Source organism: Nocardia sp. NPDC004151 (genome assembly GCF_042874235.1).
In the GTDB taxonomy this organism is placed as follows: Bacteria; Actinomycetota; Actinomycetes; order Mycobacteriales; family Mycobacteriaceae; genus Nocardia.
Map to the genome: position 1 here is coordinate 23,769 of NZ_JBIAMR010000012.1, position 16,972 is coordinate 40,740.

At 69.0% G+C, this 16,972-nt stretch carries 14 protein-coding genes; 6 read left to right on the plus strand and 8 right to left on the minus strand.

What is annotated here, in order from left to right; all coding sequences use genetic code 11:
* Window positions 1–124: 124 nt before the first annotated feature.
* Entirely contained in the window at window positions 125–814 is a 690-nt protein-coding gene (bioD, locus tag ACFYTS_RS24990) for a dethiobiotin synthase (RefSeq protein WP_387307534.1), read from the minus strand.
* Window positions 811–1,965 carry an 8-amino-7-oxononanoate synthase gene (locus ACFYTS_RS24995; RefSeq protein ID WP_387307536.1) on the minus strand — a complete coding sequence of 385 codons (1,155 nt, stop codon included), beginning with the start codon at window positions 1,963–1,965 and terminating at the stop codon, window positions 811–813. Before ACFYTS_RS24995 ends, bioD begins: the two co-directional genes overlap by 4 nt.
* Window positions 1,966–2,070: 105 nt before the next feature.
* Here ACFYTS_RS24995 and ACFYTS_RS25000 point away from each other — a divergent pair, with 105 nt between their 5' ends.
* On the plus strand, window positions 2,071–2,364 hold the full coding sequence (locus tag ACFYTS_RS25000; RefSeq protein ID WP_357095160.1) for a hypothetical protein: 294 nt from the start codon (window positions 2,071–2,073) through the stop codon (window positions 2,362–2,364).
* A 29-nt stretch (window positions 2,365–2,393) separates the two neighbouring features.
* Here ACFYTS_RS25000 and ACFYTS_RS25005 read toward each other — a convergent pair whose 3' ends face one another.
* Window positions 2,394–3,686, minus strand: coding sequence for an adenosylmethionine--8-amino-7-oxononanoate transaminase (locus ACFYTS_RS25005; protein ID WP_387307776.1), 1,293 nt, complete (start codon window positions 3,684–3,686; stop codon window positions 2,394–2,396).
* A 97-nt stretch (window positions 3,687–3,783) separates the two neighbouring features.
* On the opposite strand from ACFYTS_RS25005, the gene glgX reads away from it, so the two are divergent.
* Both glgX and treY read left to right on the plus strand, forming a co-directional pair.
* Window positions 3,784–5,895, plus strand: coding sequence for a glycogen debranching protein GlgX (glgX, locus tag ACFYTS_RS25010; RefSeq protein ID WP_387307539.1), 2,112 nt, complete (start codon window positions 3,784–3,786; stop codon window positions 5,893–5,895).
* A 56-nt stretch (window positions 5,896–5,951) separates the two neighbouring features.
* Entirely contained in the window at window positions 5,952–8,315 is a 2,364-nt protein-coding gene (gene treY, locus ACFYTS_RS25015) for a malto-oligosyltrehalose synthase (protein ID WP_357287445.1), read from the plus strand.
* 201 nt (window positions 8,316–8,516) lie between these two features.
* On the opposite strand, the gene ACFYTS_RS25020 is transcribed toward treY, so the two are convergent.
* Both ACFYTS_RS25020 and ACFYTS_RS25025 read right to left on the minus strand, forming a co-directional pair.
* The gene (locus tag ACFYTS_RS25020; protein WP_387307778.1) at window positions 8,517–8,900 is read right to left on the minus strand and encodes a protein kinase; all 384 of its coding nucleotides are present in this window, start codon (window positions 8,898–8,900) and stop codon (window positions 8,517–8,519) included.
* A gap of 102 nt (window positions 8,901–9,002) precedes the next feature.
* Window positions 9,003–10,187 carry a DUF2235 domain-containing protein gene (locus ACFYTS_RS25025; RefSeq protein ID WP_387307541.1) on the minus strand — a complete coding sequence of 395 codons (1,185 nt, stop codon included), beginning with the start codon at window positions 10,185–10,187 and terminating at the stop codon, window positions 9,003–9,005.
* Between the two features lie 188 nt (window positions 10,188–10,375).
* Between ACFYTS_RS25025 and ACFYTS_RS25030 the strand changes: the two genes are divergently transcribed.
* Window positions 10,376–10,681 (plus strand): hypothetical protein, encoded by a 306-nt coding sequence (locus tag ACFYTS_RS25030; protein ID WP_387307543.1) that lies wholly within the window; start codon window positions 10,376–10,378, stop codon window positions 10,679–10,681.
* A gap of 66 nt (window positions 10,682–10,747) precedes the next feature.
* Here ACFYTS_RS25030 and ilvA read toward each other — a convergent pair whose 3' ends face one another.
* Together ilvA and ACFYTS_RS25040 are read right to left on the minus strand one after the other, a co-directional pair.
* A complete protein-coding gene (gene ilvA, locus ACFYTS_RS25035) occupies window positions 10,748–12,073 on the minus strand; it encodes a threonine ammonia-lyase IlvA (RefSeq protein ID WP_387307780.1) in 1,326 nt (441 codons plus the stop codon).
* Between the two features lie 110 nt (window positions 12,074–12,183).
* Complete coding sequence (locus tag ACFYTS_RS25040) at window positions 12,184–12,621, minus strand: nitroreductase family deazaflavin-dependent oxidoreductase (protein WP_357287324.1); 438 nt, start codon at window positions 12,619–12,621, stop codon at window positions 12,184–12,186.
* A gap of 87 nt (window positions 12,622–12,708) precedes the next feature.
* Here ACFYTS_RS25040 and ACFYTS_RS25045 point away from each other — a divergent pair, with 87 nt between their 5' ends.
* Both ACFYTS_RS25045 and ACFYTS_RS25050 read left to right on the plus strand, forming a co-directional pair.
* Window positions 12,709–12,930, plus strand: coding sequence for a hypothetical protein (locus tag ACFYTS_RS25045; RefSeq protein WP_357287327.1), 222 nt, complete (start codon window positions 12,709–12,711; stop codon window positions 12,928–12,930).
* Window positions 12,931–13,091: 161 nt separating this feature from the next.
* Entirely contained in the window at window positions 13,092–13,316 is a 225-nt protein-coding gene (locus ACFYTS_RS25050; protein ID WP_387307545.1) for an MspA family porin, read from the plus strand.
* A gap of 72 nt (window positions 13,317–13,388) precedes the next feature.
* Here ACFYTS_RS25050 and dnaE read toward each other — a convergent pair whose 3' ends face one another.
* A complete protein-coding gene (gene dnaE, locus ACFYTS_RS25055) occupies window positions 13,389–16,940 on the minus strand; it encodes a DNA polymerase III subunit alpha (protein ID WP_387307547.1) in 3,552 nt (1,183 codons plus the stop codon).
* Between the last annotated feature and the right edge of the window lie 32 nt (window positions 16,941–16,972).

Here is a 16,972-nt window from a genome sequence, read left to right on the forward strand (position 1 = left end):
GATCCCGGCCGCCCGGCCATCGGCCCGCAGGCGGTGCGTGGTGGCATGCTCGCCACCATCGGCTCTCCTCATGCCGCCACTGTCGCAGGATGTCTGTGAGGAATTCGTGGGCCGCGGCTACCGGTCAGGGGCGCAGATACCGATCGGTCCAGTCCGCGTCGAACCAGCCGGGCGCGGCCGCGGTGAACTCGCGTCGGTCCCAGGCCCCGCTTCCGGCGGGCAGCGAACCGACCAGGTCGACGCCCGTGACGGCGGGCAGATCGGTGCGATTGCATTCGGCGGCGAGATCGGGTGCGGCGGGCCAGGATCCGATGACCAGGCCCGCGCAGTCGACGCCCGCCGCGGCCAGCGTGCGGGTGGTCAGCTCGCTGTGGTTGAGGGTGCCCAGCCCGGCGGCGGCCACCAGCAGGACGGGGGCGCTCATCTTCTGGGCCAGGTCCAGCAGGGTGAACTCGCCCATACGCACCAACAGCCCGCCGGCGCCCTCGACCAGGATCAGGTCGGCGTCGGCGCAGGACTCGATCCCGGCGACCGTCTCGGCCAGGGTGAGCAGCGGCTGACCGCAGCGGCGCGCGGCGGTGTCGGGGGCCAGCGGGTCGGGGTAGCGCGCGAATTCGAGGGTGCGGGTCACGCCGCTGAGCCGGGTGATGTCGGCCAGGTCGCCGGGTTCGCCGGGGGCCATGCCGGTCTGCGCGGGCTTGACCACCGCGACCTCGGTCCCGGCGGCGCGGGCGGTCGCCGCCAGCGCGGCGGTCACGATGGTCTTGCCGACATCGGTCGAGGTGCCGGTGACGAACAGCAGTGTCGCGGTCATACCGAAACGGCCTCCCGCCCACGGGCTTCGGCCAGTACCTCGCCGAGAACGGTGGCGATGGTGGCCAATTCGGCCGCGGTGAGATCGGCGCGCGCGGTCAGGCGCAGGCGCGAGGTGCCCTCGGGCACCGACGGCGGGCGGAAGCAGCCGACGCTGAGGCCGCGCGCCCGGCAGGCCTGGGCGGCGTCGTAGGCGATCTGCGCCTCGCCGAGTACGACGGAGACGACCGCCGACTCCGGGTGCCCGACACCGGCGATGCGGGCCAGGTCGGCGGCGCGGTCGAGGACCCGCTGGGCCATCTCGGGCTCGCGGCGCAGCAGCCCCAGCGCCGCGCGGGCCGCGCCGACGGCGGCCGGAGCCAGGCCGGTGTCGAAGATGAAGGTGCGGGCCGCGTCGATCAGATGCGCGCGCACTCGCTCGCTCGCCAGCACCACGCCGCCTTGTGCGGCAAAGGCTTTGGAGAGGGTCGCGGTGATGATCAGGTCCGGTTCCCCGGCCAGCCCGCACTCGTGCACCAGACCGCGGCCGCCGTCGCCGCGCACACCCAGTCCGTGCGCCTCGTCCACGATCAGGACCGCGCCGTTGGCCCGGGTGACGCGATGCAGTTCGGTCAGCGGCGCCAGGTCGCCGTCGGCACTGAACACCGAATCGGTGAGCACCAGCGCGCGTTCCTCGGTGCGCCGCGACAGCAGCCGATCCACGGCTGCGGGATCCTTGTGCGCCGCGATCTCCACCCGCGCCCGCGACAACCGGCAGGCGTCCACCAGGGAGGCGTGACTGCCCTCGTCCGAAACCACCAGCGCCCCACGTCCGGCCAGCGCGGTGACCACGCCGAGGTTGGCGGCGTAGCCGGAGGCGAACACCAATCCGGCTTCCGCGCCCACGAATTCGGCGAGTTCGCGCTCGAGCTGCTCGTGTTCGACGGTGGTCCCGGTGACCAGTCGCGAACCGGTGGAGCCGGTGCCCCAGTACCGCACCGAGGCGACCGAGCCCTCGACGACCTCGGGGTGGCGGACGAGCCCGAGGTAGTCGTTGGAGGCCAGGTCGATGCTCGCCGCGTCGGAGGTGCGGGGTCGCAGTTCACGGCGCAGCCCCGCGTCCACGCGTTCGGCGGCGCGGGTGTCGAGCCAGCTCAAGGGATCGGCAGTCACAGCTCGGAAGCATACTTGAACGCCGTTCAGGAGGCCATGGGTGTCGGTGGACGGCGCTATGCTGGAGGATCGTAAGGAGGCTGCGCGATGCCACGATGGGCAATAGTGGTCGAGCAGACGACCGGCTTCGGTGACTCCAAGACCTGGAGTCCGAAGATCCTCACCGAGGTGGTGGGAACCCGCGAACAAGCTCTCGCGAAGGTCCCTGACCTCGTCTCGAAATTCATTCCCGATCATCCGAAGTTGATCAGCCGCCGCACGATTCTGCGCGACGGCGACACCTTCATGCTGATCGCACGTGGCTGGTCCGATGACTATCACTGCGTGTTCAAGGTCTGGGAAGTCCTGTCAGACAGCGACAATGCAGACAAAGCACGCGAGAAACGGGCCAACCGCTAGGAATTCGGCATCCCGGCGGTAGTTCAGGATCAGGCCGCGGCAGCCGCGAGCATGGCGGCGGTGATCCGGCGGACGTCCTCCGAGGTGCTGATGAACGGGGGCATGGCATAGACCAGGTTGCGGAAGGGCCGCAGCCAGGCTCCCGCGTCGACGGCGGCGTGCGTCGCCGCGCGCATGTCCACCGGGTGATCGAGCTCGATCACCCCGATGGCACCGCGCACCCGCACGTCGGCGACGCCGGGCAGGTCCCGCGCCGGGGCCAGACCGGAGTTCAGCTCGGCCTCGATCCGGGTGACCTCGCCCCGCCAGTCGCGCGAGAGCAGCAGTTCGATCGAGGCGACCGCCACCGCGCAGGCGAGGGGGTTGCCCATGAAGGTCGGGCCGTGCATGAGACCGCCGTGTGAGCGGCTGATGGCCTGGGCGATCTCCGTGGTGGTCAGGGCGGCGGCCAGGGTCAGGTAGCCGCCGGTGATGGCCTTGCCGACGCACATCACGTCGGGGCGGACGCCGGCCTGGTCGGCGGCGAAAAGTGTTCCGGTGCGGCCGAATCCGGTGGCGATCTCGTCGAAGACCAGCAGGACGTCGTGTTCGTCGCAGAGGCGGCGCAGTTCGGTCAGGTAGCGCGGGTCGTGGAAACGCATGCCGCCCGCGCCCTGCACCACGGGTTCCACGATGACGGCGGCCAATTCGTGGGCGTGCTCGGCGATGGTCCGTTCCAGTTCGGCGACGTACTCCGGCCGGAAGTCGGCGGGGGGCGCGCTCGCGAAGATCTGCGGGACCAGCACGTCCGACCACAGCGAGTGCATGCCGCCCTCCGGGTCGCACACGCTCATGGGGGTGAACGTGTCGCCGTGGTAGCCGCCGCGCCAGGTCATCAGCCGATGCTTCCCGGGTCGGCCCACCGCGCGCTGGTACTGCAGGCACATCTTCACCGCGACCTCGACCGACACCGAGCCGGAGTCGCAGAGGAACACCTTGTCCAGGCCCTCGGGGGTGAGCTCGACCAGCAGTCGCGAGAGCCGCACGGCGGGTTCGTGGGTGAGCCCGCCGAACATGACGTGACTCATCTTGCGCGACTGCGCCAGCAGCGCCGCGTCCAGCACCGGGTGCTGATACCCGTGCACGGCCGCCCACCAGGAACTCATGCCGTCCACCAGTTCCCGGCCGTCGGCCAGGGTGAGCCGGGTGCCCGACGCCGAGGCCACCACCAGGGGTTCGGTGCCGGCCGGGAAGCCGCCGTAGGGATGCCACACGTGCGCGGCGTCGAGGGCGGTGATCTCGGCGGACGACAGCGCGGCCGATGCCGTCAGGGGGTCGGTCAATGCCACAGGTGGTCCTTCGAGGAGCGGGCTTGAACGGCGTTCAAGTTACCAGAACCGCCGTACGACCCGGCAAGCGCGGGCCGATAGGGTTCCCGGTATGGCTCCCGCGACTCCCGGCACCACCGGGCTCGGTGTCTGGCCGGGGACCGCCTACCCCCTGGGCGCGACCTACGACGGCGCCGGAACGAACTTCTCCGTTTTCTCCGAGGTGGCCCGGCGGGTGGAGCTGTGTCTCATCGACGCCGAGCATCGGGAGACCCGGATCGAGCTCGAGGAGGTCGACGGGTACGTCTGGCACGCCTACCTGCCCGGGATCGGCCCCGGGCAGCGCTACGGATTCCGGGTGCACGGCCCCTTCGAGCCGGCCGAGGGCCTGCGCTGCGATCCGAGCAAACTGCTGCTCGACCCGTACGGCAAGGCGTTCGAGGGCGACTTCGGCACCGCCATCGCGCCCTACAACTACGGGCAGAACTCGCTCGGGCACACCATGACCGGGGTGGTCATCAACCCCTGGTTCGACTGGGCCGACGACCGCGCGCCGAAACGGCCGTACCACGAGACGGTCATCTACGAGGCGCACGTGAAGGGCATGACCTTCACCCACCCCGAGGTGCCGCCGGAGCTGCGCGGCACCTTCGCGGGCATGGCGCACCCCGCGATCATCGACCACCTGCGCGGGCTCGGCGTCACCGCGGTGGAACTCATGCCGGTGCACCAGTTCCTCGACGACCGCATCCTGCTGGACCGGGGACTGCGGAACTACTGGGGCTACAACAGTTTCGGCTACTTCGCGCCGCACCGGGGCTACGCCGCCGGCGCCTCCCCCGCCGCCGCGGTCACCGAATTCAAGGCCATGGTGCGCGCCTTCCACACCGCGGGCATCGAGGTGATCCTCGACGTGGTCTACAACCACACCGCCGAAGGCAACGAGTTCGGGCCGACCCTCAGCTTCCGCGGCCTCGACAATGCCGCGTACTACCGACTGGTGGACGACGATCCACAGCACTACATGGACTACACCGGCACCGGCAACAGCTTCAACATGCGGCATCCGCACGCCTTGCAGCTGATCATGGATTCGCTGCGGTACTGGGTGCTCGATATGCACGTGGACGGCTTCCGTTTCGACCTGGCCGCCACCCTGGCCCGCGAATTACACGACGTGGACCGCCTTTCCACCTTCTTCGACCTGGTGCATCAGGATCCGGTGGTGAGTCAGGTCAAGCTGATCGCCGAACCCTGGGATGTCGGGGAAGGCGGCTATCAGGTCGGCAACTTCCCGGTCGCCTGGACCGAATGGAACGGCAAATACCGTGACACCGTGCGGGATTACTGGCGCGGGCAACCGGCCACCCTCGGCGAGTTCGCGTCCCGGCTCACCGGCTCCTCGGACCTGTACGAGGCGACCGGCCGCCGGCCCAGCGCCAGCATCAACTTCGTCACCGCGCACGACGGGTTCACCCTCGCGGACCTGGTGTCCTACAACGAGAAACACAATGACGCCAACGGCGAGGGCAACCAGGACGGCGAAACCTACAATCGCTCCTGGAACTGCGGCGTCGAAGGCCCCACCGACGACCCGGAGATCCTGGCCCTGCGGGCCCGGCAGCGCCGCAACCTGCTCGCCACCCTGATGCTATCGCAGGGCACCCCGATGTTGTTGCACGGCGACGAGTTCGGCCGCACCCAGCACGGCAACAACAATGTCTACTGTCAGGATTCGCCGCTGTCGTGGATGGACTGGACCCGCATGGACACCGAGGCCGAGCTGCTCGAATTCACCAGGCGCACCGTCGCCCTGCGCGCCGCGCACCCGGTGTTCCGGCGGCGGCGCTTCTTCGATCCCGCGCCCGCGCCGGACGGGCTCGGTGACATCGCCTGGTTCACCCCCGGCGGCGCGGCCATGACCGACGCCCACTGGGAGACCGGTTTCGCGCGCTCACTCGCGGTGTTCCTCAACGGCGACGGCATCGGCGAACCGGGCCCGCGCGGGCAGCGCGTCACCGACGACTCGTTCCTGCTGTGCTTCAACGCCCACGACGAGGCCCTCGACTTCACCCTGCCCGACGCCCGGCACGGCGACGGCTGGACCGTGACGCTGGACTGTTCCACCCCGACCGGCGAACCGGCAGGCAGCGGCCCTCACGGCGCGTCGGCCACGGTGCAAGTGCCCGCACGCTGTCTCGTCGTACTGCGCCGTACGGCATGATCGGTAGCGACATGACCAGCTCGCCCGAACACACCACCGGCCCCATCGCCCGCCAGATGCCCGTGCGCAGCACCTACCGCCTGCAGTTGCGGCCCGACGCGCTCACCTTCGCCGACGCGCGCGGTATCGCCGAATACCTACAACAGCTGGGCATTTCGCACCTGTACCTGTCGCCCGTCATGAGTGCGGCCCGCGGCTCCACCCACGGCTACGACGTCATCGACCCGACCACGGTGTCGGCGGGGCTGGGCGGGCCGACCGGGCTCAAGGCCCTCGCCGACGAGGTGCGCAGCCGCGGTATGGGGCTCATCGTCGACCTGGTGCCCAACCACGTGTCGGTGGCCGATCCGCGGCAGAACCAGTGGTGGTGGGAGGTGCTGCGGGACGGCAAGGACTCGCCCTACGCCACCTGGTTCGACATCGACTGGACCTCCGGCAACGGCGCGGGCGGGCGGATCGCGCTGCCGGTGCTGGCCGGGGAGAACGATCCGGCCGCGCTGACCGTGGACCGGTCCGGGCCCGAACCCATGCTGGCGCTGCACGATATGCGCTTCCCCATCGCCCCGGGCACCGACGGCGAGAACGCGCTGCGCATCCACGACAAACAGCACTATCGGCTGGTCAACTGGAAATCCGGGCTGTGCGGGTACCGGCGCTACTTCACCGTCGGCGGGCTGGCCGCGCTGCGCCAGGAGGACCCGGCGGTCTTCGAGGCCACCCACCGCGAACTGGCCGCCTGGTGCGAGCACGACCTCATCGACGGTGTGCGCGTGGACCATCCCGACGGGCTGGCCGAACCCGCGCAATACCTGCGGCGGCTGCGGCGGCTGATCGGGCCGCAGCGGCTGCTGCTGGTGGAGAAGGTGCTCTCCAACCGTGAGCCCCTCGACGCCACGCTGCCCATCGACGGCACCACCGGCTACGACGCGCTCGCCGACATCGGCGGGGTGCTCATCGACCCGGACGGGGAGAAGCAGCTCACCGATCTGTCGCGGCAGTTCACCGGGCACGGCAGCGACCGGGCCTGGTTCACCGAGCAGGAGCATCGGATTCGCCGCGCGGTCGCCGAGACCATGCTGGTGCCGGAGGTGCGGCGGCTGGTGGCGGCGGTCAAACGCGACGCCCGCGCCGACGTGTTCGACACCATGGCGCTCACCAACGCCGTCATCGAGGTGCTGTCGTTCATGCCGGTGTACCGCACCGACTACGCGCCGCTGGCCGGGATGGTCGGCGCGGTGGTCGCGGAGGTGGCGCGCCGCAATGCCGAACTCACCGCGCCGCTGCAGGTGCTGGTGACCGCGCTCGCCGTGGGTGGCGAGGCCGTCACCCGCTTCCACCAGGTGGGCGGGGCGATGAGCGCGAAAGCGGTGGAGGACACCATGTTCTACCGTGCTGCCCGGCTGGTGTCGCTGCAGGAGATGGGCGCGGACCCGGCCCGGTTCGGGTGCTCCCCCATCGAATTCCATCTCGCCAACGCCGAGCGCGCCGCCCGCTGGCCGGCGACCATGACCGCCCTGTCCACCCACGACACCAAGCGCGGCGAGGACGTGCGCGCCCGCATCGGCATGCTGTCGCAGGTGCCCGACATCTGGGCGCGGTCGGTCAGCACCTGGGAGGAGATCGCGCCCGGGCCCGACGGCGCGACCACACTGTTCCTGCTGCAGAACATGTTCGGCGTGTGGCCCGCCGACGGACGGCCCGCCGCGAGCGTGCCCGGGCTGAGGGAACGGCTGCACCGGTTCGCGGAGAAGGCGGTCCGCGAGGCGGGCACCCAATCCTCGTGGGAGGAACCCGATATCGAGTTCGAGACGGCGGTGCACCGCTGGATCGACGCCGTCCTCGACGGACCGGTCGGCTCGGAACTCGGGGAATTCGTCAATGATCTCGCCATCCACGCCTGGACCGACTCCCTGGCCCAGAAGCTGCTGCAGCTGTGCGGCCCCGGCATCCCCGACATCTACCAGGGCTGCGAACTGTGGGAGGACTCGCTCGTCGACCCCGACAACCGCCGCCCGGTCGACTTCACCCACCGCTCCCTGCTGCTCCAATCCCTCACTGGCACCCCCGATCTCGACCCCACCGGCGCGGTCAAGATGTGGATCGCCGCCTACGCGCTGTGGCTGCGCCGCGAACGCCCCGACTGCTTCGTCGGCGGCACCTACACGCCCCTGTTCGCCTCCGGCGACCGCGACCACCACCTGCTCTCCTACGCCCGCGGCCGCACCGGCGAAACCCCCGAGATCATCGTCGCCGTCACCCGCCACAGCATTCGCCTCGACGAGGCCGGCGGCTGGGGCGACACGGTCCTCGACCTCCCCCAAGGCCACTGGACCGACCGCCTCACCGGCCACACCTTCTCCGGCCGCGCCCGCCTCGAAAAGCTCTTCGCCCGCCTCCCGGTCGCCCTGCTCGTGCGCTGACACCCGGCCCACCCAACCGGAGACAGCTGCCGCGAGAACCGCGGCGGGCTCGTCGGTCCGCAGCCTCGAGAACCGACTCCGCGGCGAGCGGCTCTGGCACACCACAGTCGCGGCCTGCGGAGATTGGCCATACCGAGGCGGCCGAGGTCTGCGATCCGACGACTCCGTCATGGGCGGAGGCGCGCTTGCCCGCTCTGGTTCTCAGATACCGACTGCGCGGCAGGGGGGTTGGGGGGTGCCGTCGCCGGCGGTGGTGGGCCAGGTCATGGCGGCGGAGGTTTGGGCGCCGCAGCCGGGGTAGCGGTCGGCCGGTTGCCAGGCGGTGGCCTTGGCGAGCACCACGCCGAGCAGACCGGGGAGGCTCGGATCCGTTGCGGGGATCGGGATCTCGCGCGGGAGGTGGCCGGTGGTGAGCTGGTGGAGGGTGACGGCCAGGGCGTGGACGTCGGCGGGCGGGCCGACGGTGCGGCCCGCGCACTGTTCGGGTGGGGCGTAGGGCTGGGAGAAGGCCCAGCGGCCGGTGGCGGTCCGGGTTTCCTCGGCGGCGAGGCTGCGGGCGAGGCCGAAGTCGCCGATCAGGACCAGTCCGCGCCCGCGGTGCCGGTGGTGCGGAAGATATTGGCGGGCTTGACGTCCCGGTGGACGACCTGGTGGATAGCGCCGTCACGCCGGTCCGGCAGCCCATTATCAGGCGGCGGATTCCGCCGATCCGCTCCCCTCGTCGATGCTGACCGGATGCCGGGGCAGCGGAACCAGGTCGATCGACTCGATCAACTCCGACGGGACGGGACCGGGGCGGCGCTCGCACCAGCGCCGAATATTGGCCGGGCGGTAGCCTTTTCGATCCCCGACGGTGGAGGCCAGGAAGCTGTCCTGGTCGCCGGGCTGCAGCAGTTTGCGCCACGAGTCCCAGTAGAAGCGCGGGCTGCGCCAGGTGGTGGTCATGCGCGCGGCATTGAGGATGCGGAAGCCCGGGCTCAGCGAATCGTGCAGGTGCGGGGCGTCGAACGGGCAGCCGCGCAACAGGTCGTCGAGTCGATCGTGGTCGAAGGCCAGCCCCTCGGCCTCGGCTTCGGCGATCATCCAGCGCAACGTGATGTCGGACAGGCCGCAGTCGGCGTAGCCGCCGCCGATATCGCAGTGCACGCCCTCGAACCAGACCTGCTTCACCCGGTCGGGCCGGTCGGCGTAGAGCTCACGCTGCTCGTCGGGGACCTCCCACAGGCAGGGCGAGAAGGCGCGCCGCCGCTCGTCGATGGCCAGCGCCTGCCGCGCGCACCGCACGATGCGCGAGAGCCGCACATCGTGGAAGCGGTGCAGGCGCGCGGTGATGCCGGGGACGCCCATCGCGCCCACCGTGTCGAAGACGCCCAGGAAGTTGATGGCCGGGGCCTGGGGGTGGGAGTTCCGGGCCCGGAACTCGGCCCATTCGGGCGGGTCCGGGTCGTCGGCGTGCTTCTTGCGCGTCCGGTAGATCCTCAAGGCCTTGGGGTACTGGCCGCCGATCATGGCCTGGTAGGTCAGGATGCCGAGCCGGTTGATCATCCCGGCCAGGCTGCGGGCGGTGTACGCGCCGCGGCTGAAGCCGAAGATGTAGATCTCGTCGCCGGGTTCCCAGTTCAGGGCCAGCTGCCAGTAGGCGGCCGACAGGTTGGCCTCCAGGCCCAGCCCGAAGGCGCCGCCCAGGAGCTTGTCGGACATGAAGCCGCGGGAGCCGGGTCCGGGAACATAGTTGATGCGCTGGCCGACGCGGTTCCCGTCCTGATCCGTCCCGGTCAGCCGGACCGTCTCGGCGATCTTCACGATATTGGACACCGCCGAGCTCGATTCGGCCTGCCAGGTGCCGTCGCAACACACCACGAGTCGTTTCATGAACGCCAGCCTCCCGTCCTGACCGTCCGGTTTCCTGCGTAGCGAACTACTCGAATAATCGCGGCCCCGCCGCGCGGCCGTTAACCACATGCGGGCCCCAGGAATCCCCGCACCAGCGCCATCGACACGCCGGGTTCGGCCCGCGACCGGTCATGACTCGTTCACGATCGGCGTGGCACGGTGAGCCCATGTCCCCACCGCGGCGGTCCCAGCCGACGCCCCCGCTCACCATCGGCGACCTGGTGGTCGATCGTCTGCGGCGCCGCGTCCGCCGCGACGGCGTATTGCCGAGCAGGACGATGCGCGAGTTCTGCGCGCTGGAACTGCTCGCCGAGCGTGCGGGCACCCTGGTCAGCCCGGCCGGCATCGCCACCGCCTGTGGCGAATCCGGCGCCGGGACCGGCGTGGGCGAGGTGATCACGAAGCTGAACCGCACACTGGGCGATCCGCGCATCATCCACGGCTCGGCGGCGGGATACCCACTGCACGCCTGAGAACCCCACGGGGGCAACCGGTCCCGTGTGATCCGAACGAGGGGTCGGATCACACGGGTCACCGGATCAGGTCAGGTACCGGTACGCGGGCGAGTTCGGGTCCAGCCGCTGGCCCTGGATCGGCGAGGCCTCCAGCCGCGCGATCAGCGGCTCCAGGCAGTCCGGGCTGCCCAGTTCGATGCCGACCAGCGCCGCCCCGGTCTCCCGGTTGTTGCGCTTGACGTACTCGAACAGGGTGATGTCGTCGTCGGGACCGAGCACCTCGTCGAGGAAGCGGCGCAGCGCACCGGGCTCCTGGGGGAAGTCCACCAGGAAATAGTGTTTCACGCCCTGATGCACCAGCGAGCGCTCGATCACCTCGCCGTAGCGGGAGATGTCGTTGTTGCCGCCCGACAGCAGGCACACCACCGTCGAGCCCGGCTCGATCTCGATCTCACGCAGCGCCGCCACCGACAGCGCGCCCGCCGGCTCGGCCACCACGCCCTCGTTCTGATACAGCTCCAGCATGGCCGTGCAGATCGCGCCCTCGTCCACATGCATCATGCGGAAAGTGCCCGCGCCGGACTCGGTTTCGGTGCTGGTCAGTAAAGGCAGCGAGGCGTGCGAACGAACCAGGCCGCCGAAGCGCGACACCGCGGTGTAGGGCACCGCCCCGATCCGGCGCACGGCTGCGCCGTCCACGAACGGATCGATCTCGGGAAGCGTGACCGGGCCGCCCGCCACCAGCGCGGCGGTCATCGACGCCGCGCCGGTGGGCTCGACACCCAGGATCGCGGTCTGCGGCGATCGCTCGCGCAGATAGGTGCCGACCCCGGCCAGGCAGCCGCCGCCACCCACCGGCACGATCACCAGATCCGGTGCGCGGCCGAGCTGTTCGAGGAATTCGGCGGCGATGGTGCCCTGCCCGGCCGCGGTGCGCGGATCGTCGAAGGGCGGGACCATGGTGGCCCCGGTGCGGGCCACATCGTCGGCGGCGGCCGCGGCGGCCGCGTCGTAGGTGTCGCCGACCGCGATGAGTTCCACGAATTCCGCGCCATGCACGCGGATCCGGTCGCGCTTCTGCTTCGGGGTGGTGCGCGGCACGTAGATGCGCCCGCGCACGCCCATCGCCTTGCACGCGAAAGCCACGCCCTGGGCGTGGTTTCCGGCGCTGGCGGTGACCACGCCGGCGGCCTTCTCGTCGTCGGTGAGCTGCGCCATCAGGTTGTAGGCGCCGCGCAGCTTGTAGGACCGGACCGCGGTGAGGTCCTCACGCTTGAGGTAGACCTCCGCGCCGGTCAGCGCCGACAGCCGCGGAATCCGCTGCAGCGGCGTCGGCTCGATAATGTTCGAAATTCGCTTGGCAGCCGCGTCGATCTCGTCCGCCGTCAATTCGGGCAGCGGACCGGACACTTTCTCTGCTACAGCAAGCGGATCAGACACCCGAACATGCTAGCCGGGTGCACGCGCCCCGGTGGAGGCAGCGCCCATTTCGGTGCCGCCTCCGAGATCGGGACGGCGTGTCAGGCGCGCGGGGTGAGGACGAACAGCGGGATCTCTCGGGCCGTCTTCTTCTGATAGGCGTCGTAATCGGGCCACACCTCGGCGGCCCGCTTCCACCACACCGCCTTCTCGTCGCCGGTGACCTCGCGCGCGTCGTAGTCCTTGACCACGTCGCGGTCGCGCAGTTCCACGTGCGGGTCGGCCTTGATGTTCCAGTACCAGACCGGATGCTTGGGCGCGCCGCCCAGCGAGGCGACCACCGCGTACTCGCCGTCGTGCTCGACGCGCATGAGCGGGGTCTTGCGCAGCTTGCCGGACTTGTTGCCGCGGGTGGTCAGCAGGATGACCGGCACGCCCTGCAGGGTGGTGCCCGTGGCTCCCCCGGAGTTCTCGTACTTCTCGGCCTGCTCGCGTGCCCAATCGGACGTGCTGGGTTCATACTCTCCGTGAAGTGGCATACGACCAGCAACGGCCCGGGCTCATGTGTTGTTCCCGACAGAAAGTTTCGGTTGCCCGAACTTTGGTTCGACGTCTACCCTGACCATATGGCAGTGGTTCACCCTACGGACACCGAACGCGCGGTCGCGCGCATCGCGGCCGTGGACATCGCCGGGACGGCGTGGCCGGTCTACAAGCTGGAAGCCTTGTTCGCCGGTGTGGTGGTCGCCCTGACCCTCGCCCTGATCACCGGGTCCGCGCAGGCCGCGGTGCTCGGCGCGGCCGTGATCGCGGCCCTGCGGTGGATCGCCGGTTCCATTCGGCGCTGATCTCGATCCGGAATCCCCCGATTTCGAACTGGACGTTCATCCGTGTTGGTCGGCACATTCACCCTGCCCGGCAACATCGGGGTGATCCCCCAGGCCTTTGTGCCCACCATGAACGTGAGCCAGGTCGATCCCTCACTGATCATCATCGGCCCAACATCGAAGTGCCGTTGAGCGTCGATCTGGCCCCGGGTGAGGTCGAGGACGTCCCCGTGGCCGACAAGGAACTGCTGCCGGGCAAGACCGTGCAGATCGTCGTCCGCGACTTCCACATCGCCGTGAACCAGTGCGCCGGACCGGTCTCGATCCAGCAGTACACCTACATGTACGCCAAGTCACCCGAAACCGATAACAGCGGCGCGGTTTTCGGCGACCCGACCTGGCTCTGAAAATCCCGTGTGCCCCGCGCTGACGCGAGGGGCACACGGGGCAGGGGTGGGCAGTCGCCGACCGGTGGCCTGTCAGCCGGCGAGGCAGCCCGGGCCGAGCAGGGCTTTGAGGTCGCCCATGAGGGCCGAGGACGGCGAGACGCGCAGGTTGTCGGCGACCTTCAGCTTGGTGGTGCGGTCGCGGGAACCGACGTGCTTGATGTGCACGTCCGCGGTGCCGGGGTGGCGGGACAGGACGCGCTTGAGTTCGCCGATCTTGTCGGGGGTGCACAGGCGGGTGGGGATCACGACCTGCAGCGGCTTGTCGACGCCGATCGCGGAAAGATCCGGCACCACAAGGTCGTTGGCGATCAGCGAGACCCGGTCGTCGCGGGCGTTGACGCGGGCCTTCACCAGCACGATGGCGTCCTCGGTGACGTCCATGCCGTAGACCGAGTAGGACTGCGGGAAGAACAGCACCTCGATGCCACCGGTCAGATCCTCCAGCTGCGCGGAGGCCCAGGGCAGACCGTTCTTGTTCACGCGGCGGGTGACATTGGCGAAGATGCCGCCGATGGTGACCTGCGAACCGTCTTTGACGTCGCCTTCGAGGATGGCCGGGATATTGGTGTCCGACTGTGCCGTCAGCACGTGCTCGACGCCGTTGAGCGGATGCCCGGACACGTAGAGGCCCAGCATCTCCCGCTCCAGGGCGAGCTTGTGCTTGGTCTCCCATTCGTCGTCGGGGACCTTCACATTGAAGACGCTCGCGATCGAGTCGTCGCCCTCGTCCAGGCCGCCGAAGAGGTCGAACTGGCCGATGGCCTCCGCCTTCTTGGTCGACATGCACGCGTCGATGGCGTCGGAGTGCACCAGCAGCAGGCCCTTGCGCGGATGCCCGAGCGAGTCGAAAGCGCCTGCCTTGATGAGGGATTCGGTGACCTTCTTGGTGCAGGCGATGGCGTCGATCTTGTTCAGATAGTCGGAGAAGTCGGTGAACTTCGACTTCTCCTTGCGCGCCGCGATGATCGAGGCCACCACGTTCGCGCCGACATTGCGGACCGCGCCCATGCCGAAGCGAATGTCATTGCCCACCGAGGCGAATTCGAGTTCGGACTCGTTGACGTCGGGCGGCAGCACCTGGATGCCCAGGCGGCGGCAGTCGGCCAGATAGACGGCGGCCTTGTCCTTGTCGTCACCGACGGAGGTGAGCAGACCGGCCATGTACTCGGCGGGGTAATTGGCCTTGAGGTACGCGGTCCAGAACGACACCAGCCCGTATCCGGCGGCGTGCGACTTGTTGAACGCGTAACCGGCGAACGGGAGAATCGTGTCCCACAGCGCCTTGATGGCGGGCTTGGTGAAACCGTTCTCCAGCATGCCCTTCTCGAAGCCCTCGAATTCGGCCTCGAGGACTTCGGCCTTCTTCTTACCCATCGCGCGGCGCAGAATGTCGGCTCGGCCGAGAGAGTACCCGGCGACCTTCTGCGCGATCTGCATGATCTGCTCCTGATACACGATCAGGCCGTAGGTATCACGCAGGATGTCCTTCAGCGGCTCTTCCAATTCGGGGTGAATCGGCTTGACCTCTTGCCGCCCGTTCTTGCGGTCGGCGTAGTCGTTGTGCGCGTTCATGCCCATGGGGCCGGGGCGGTAGAGCGCGAGCACGGCGACGATGTCCTCGAAGCCGGTGGGCTGCATACGGCGCAGCAGATCTCGCATGGCGCCACCATCGAGCTGGAACACGCCGAGAGTGTCACCGCGCGCGAGCAATTCGTAGGTGGCGGTGTCTTCCAGCGGCAGTGTGTCGAGGTCCAGGTCGATGCCGCGGTTGGCCTTCATGTTGACCAGGCAGTCACCGATGACCGTCAGGTTGCGCAGACCCAGGAAGTCCATCTTCAGCAGGCCGATGGCCTCACACGACGGGTAGTCCCAGCCGGTGATGATGGCGCCGTCCTGCGCGCGCTTCCACACCGGGATCGCGTCGGTCAGCGGCTCGCTGGACATGATGACGGCACAGGCGTGCACACCGGCGTTGCGGATCAGGCCTTCGAGACCGCGGGCGGTTTCGTAGATCTTGTTGACGTCCGGGTTGGTGTTGATGAGCTCGCGGACCTCGGCGGCCTCTTTGTACCGCTCGTGCTCCGGGTCCATGATGCCCGAGAGCGGAATGTCCTTGGCCATGATCGGCGGCGGCAGCGCCTTGGAGATCTGGTCGGCGATGGCGAAGCCGGGCTGGCCGAACTGCACGCGGGCCGAGTCCTTCAGCGCCGCTTTGGTTTTAATCGTACCGAAGGTGATCACCTGCGCGACGCGGTCGCTGCCCCACTTGTCGGTGGCGTAGCGGACCATCTCACCGCGGCGGCGATCGTCGAAGTCGATATCGATATCGGGCATGGACACGCGCTCGGGGTTGAGGAAGCGCTCGAACAGCAGACCGTGCGGAATCGGGTCGATGTTCGTGATGCCCATGGCGTAGGCGACCAGCGAGCCGGCCGCCGAACCACGGCCCGGGCCGACATTGATGCCGACCGAGCGGGCGTAGGTGATGAGGTCACCGACGACGAGGAAGTAGGCGGGGAAGCCCATTTCGTTGATGACGCCGAGCTCGTACTGGGCGCGGGTGATGTATTCCTGCGGCGGCCCGCTCGGGAAACGGCGGTCCAGGCCCTTCATCACCTCGTGCTCGAGCCAGGTGGCCTGGGTATAGCCCTCGGGCACCGGGAAGATCGGCATGCGGTCGCGGTGCGCCCAGACGTCGTCGTAGGACTGGACGCGCTCGCCGATCAGGACCGTGTTGTCGCACGCGCCGGGGACTTCCGCGTCCCAGATGGCGCGCATCTCCTCGGCGGACTTGAGGTAGTAGCCGGAGCCGTCGAACTTGAAGCGGGTCGGGTCCGAGAGCGTCTTGCCGGTCTGAATGCACAGCAGCGCTTCGTGATTGCCCGAGTCGTGCTCGTGCACGTAGTGGCAGTCGTTGGTGGCCAGCGGCGGGATGCCCAGCTTCTTGCCGACATCGAGCAGACCCTCGCGGACCCGGCGTTCGATGGACAGGCCGTGGTCCATGATCTCGAGGAAGAAGTTCTCGGGACCGAAGATCTCCTGCCACTTGGCGGCGGCCTCGAGGGCCTCGCGCTCGTGACCCAGGCGCAGGCGGGTCTGCACCTCGCCGGACGGGCAGCCGGTGGTGGCGATGATGCCCTCGGCGTGCTCGGCGATGATGTCGGCGTCCATGCGCGCCCACTTGCCCAGCTGGCCCTCGATGGAGGCGAGGCTGGACAGTTTGAACAGGTTGCGCAGACCGGTCGCGTTCTCCGCGACCATGGTCATGTGGGTGTAGGAACCCGAACCGGAGACGTCGTCGCCCTTCTGCGACGGGTCGCCCCACAGCACACGCTTGGTGTTGAACCGGGACTCGGGCGCGATGTAGGCCTCGATGCCGATGATCGGCTTGATGCCCTGCTTCTTGGCGGAGTTGTAGAACTCCGAGGCGCCGTACATATTGCCGTGGTCGGACATGCCGACGGCGGTCATTCCCAGCCGTGTCGCCTCTTTGAACAAGGGCGTGATCTTCGCCGCGCCGTCGAGCATCGAGTACTCGGTGTGGTTGTGGAGATGGACGAATGATCCCGACGAGGCTGACACCCGGACATACTATGCGGCCCCACCGACGAGTT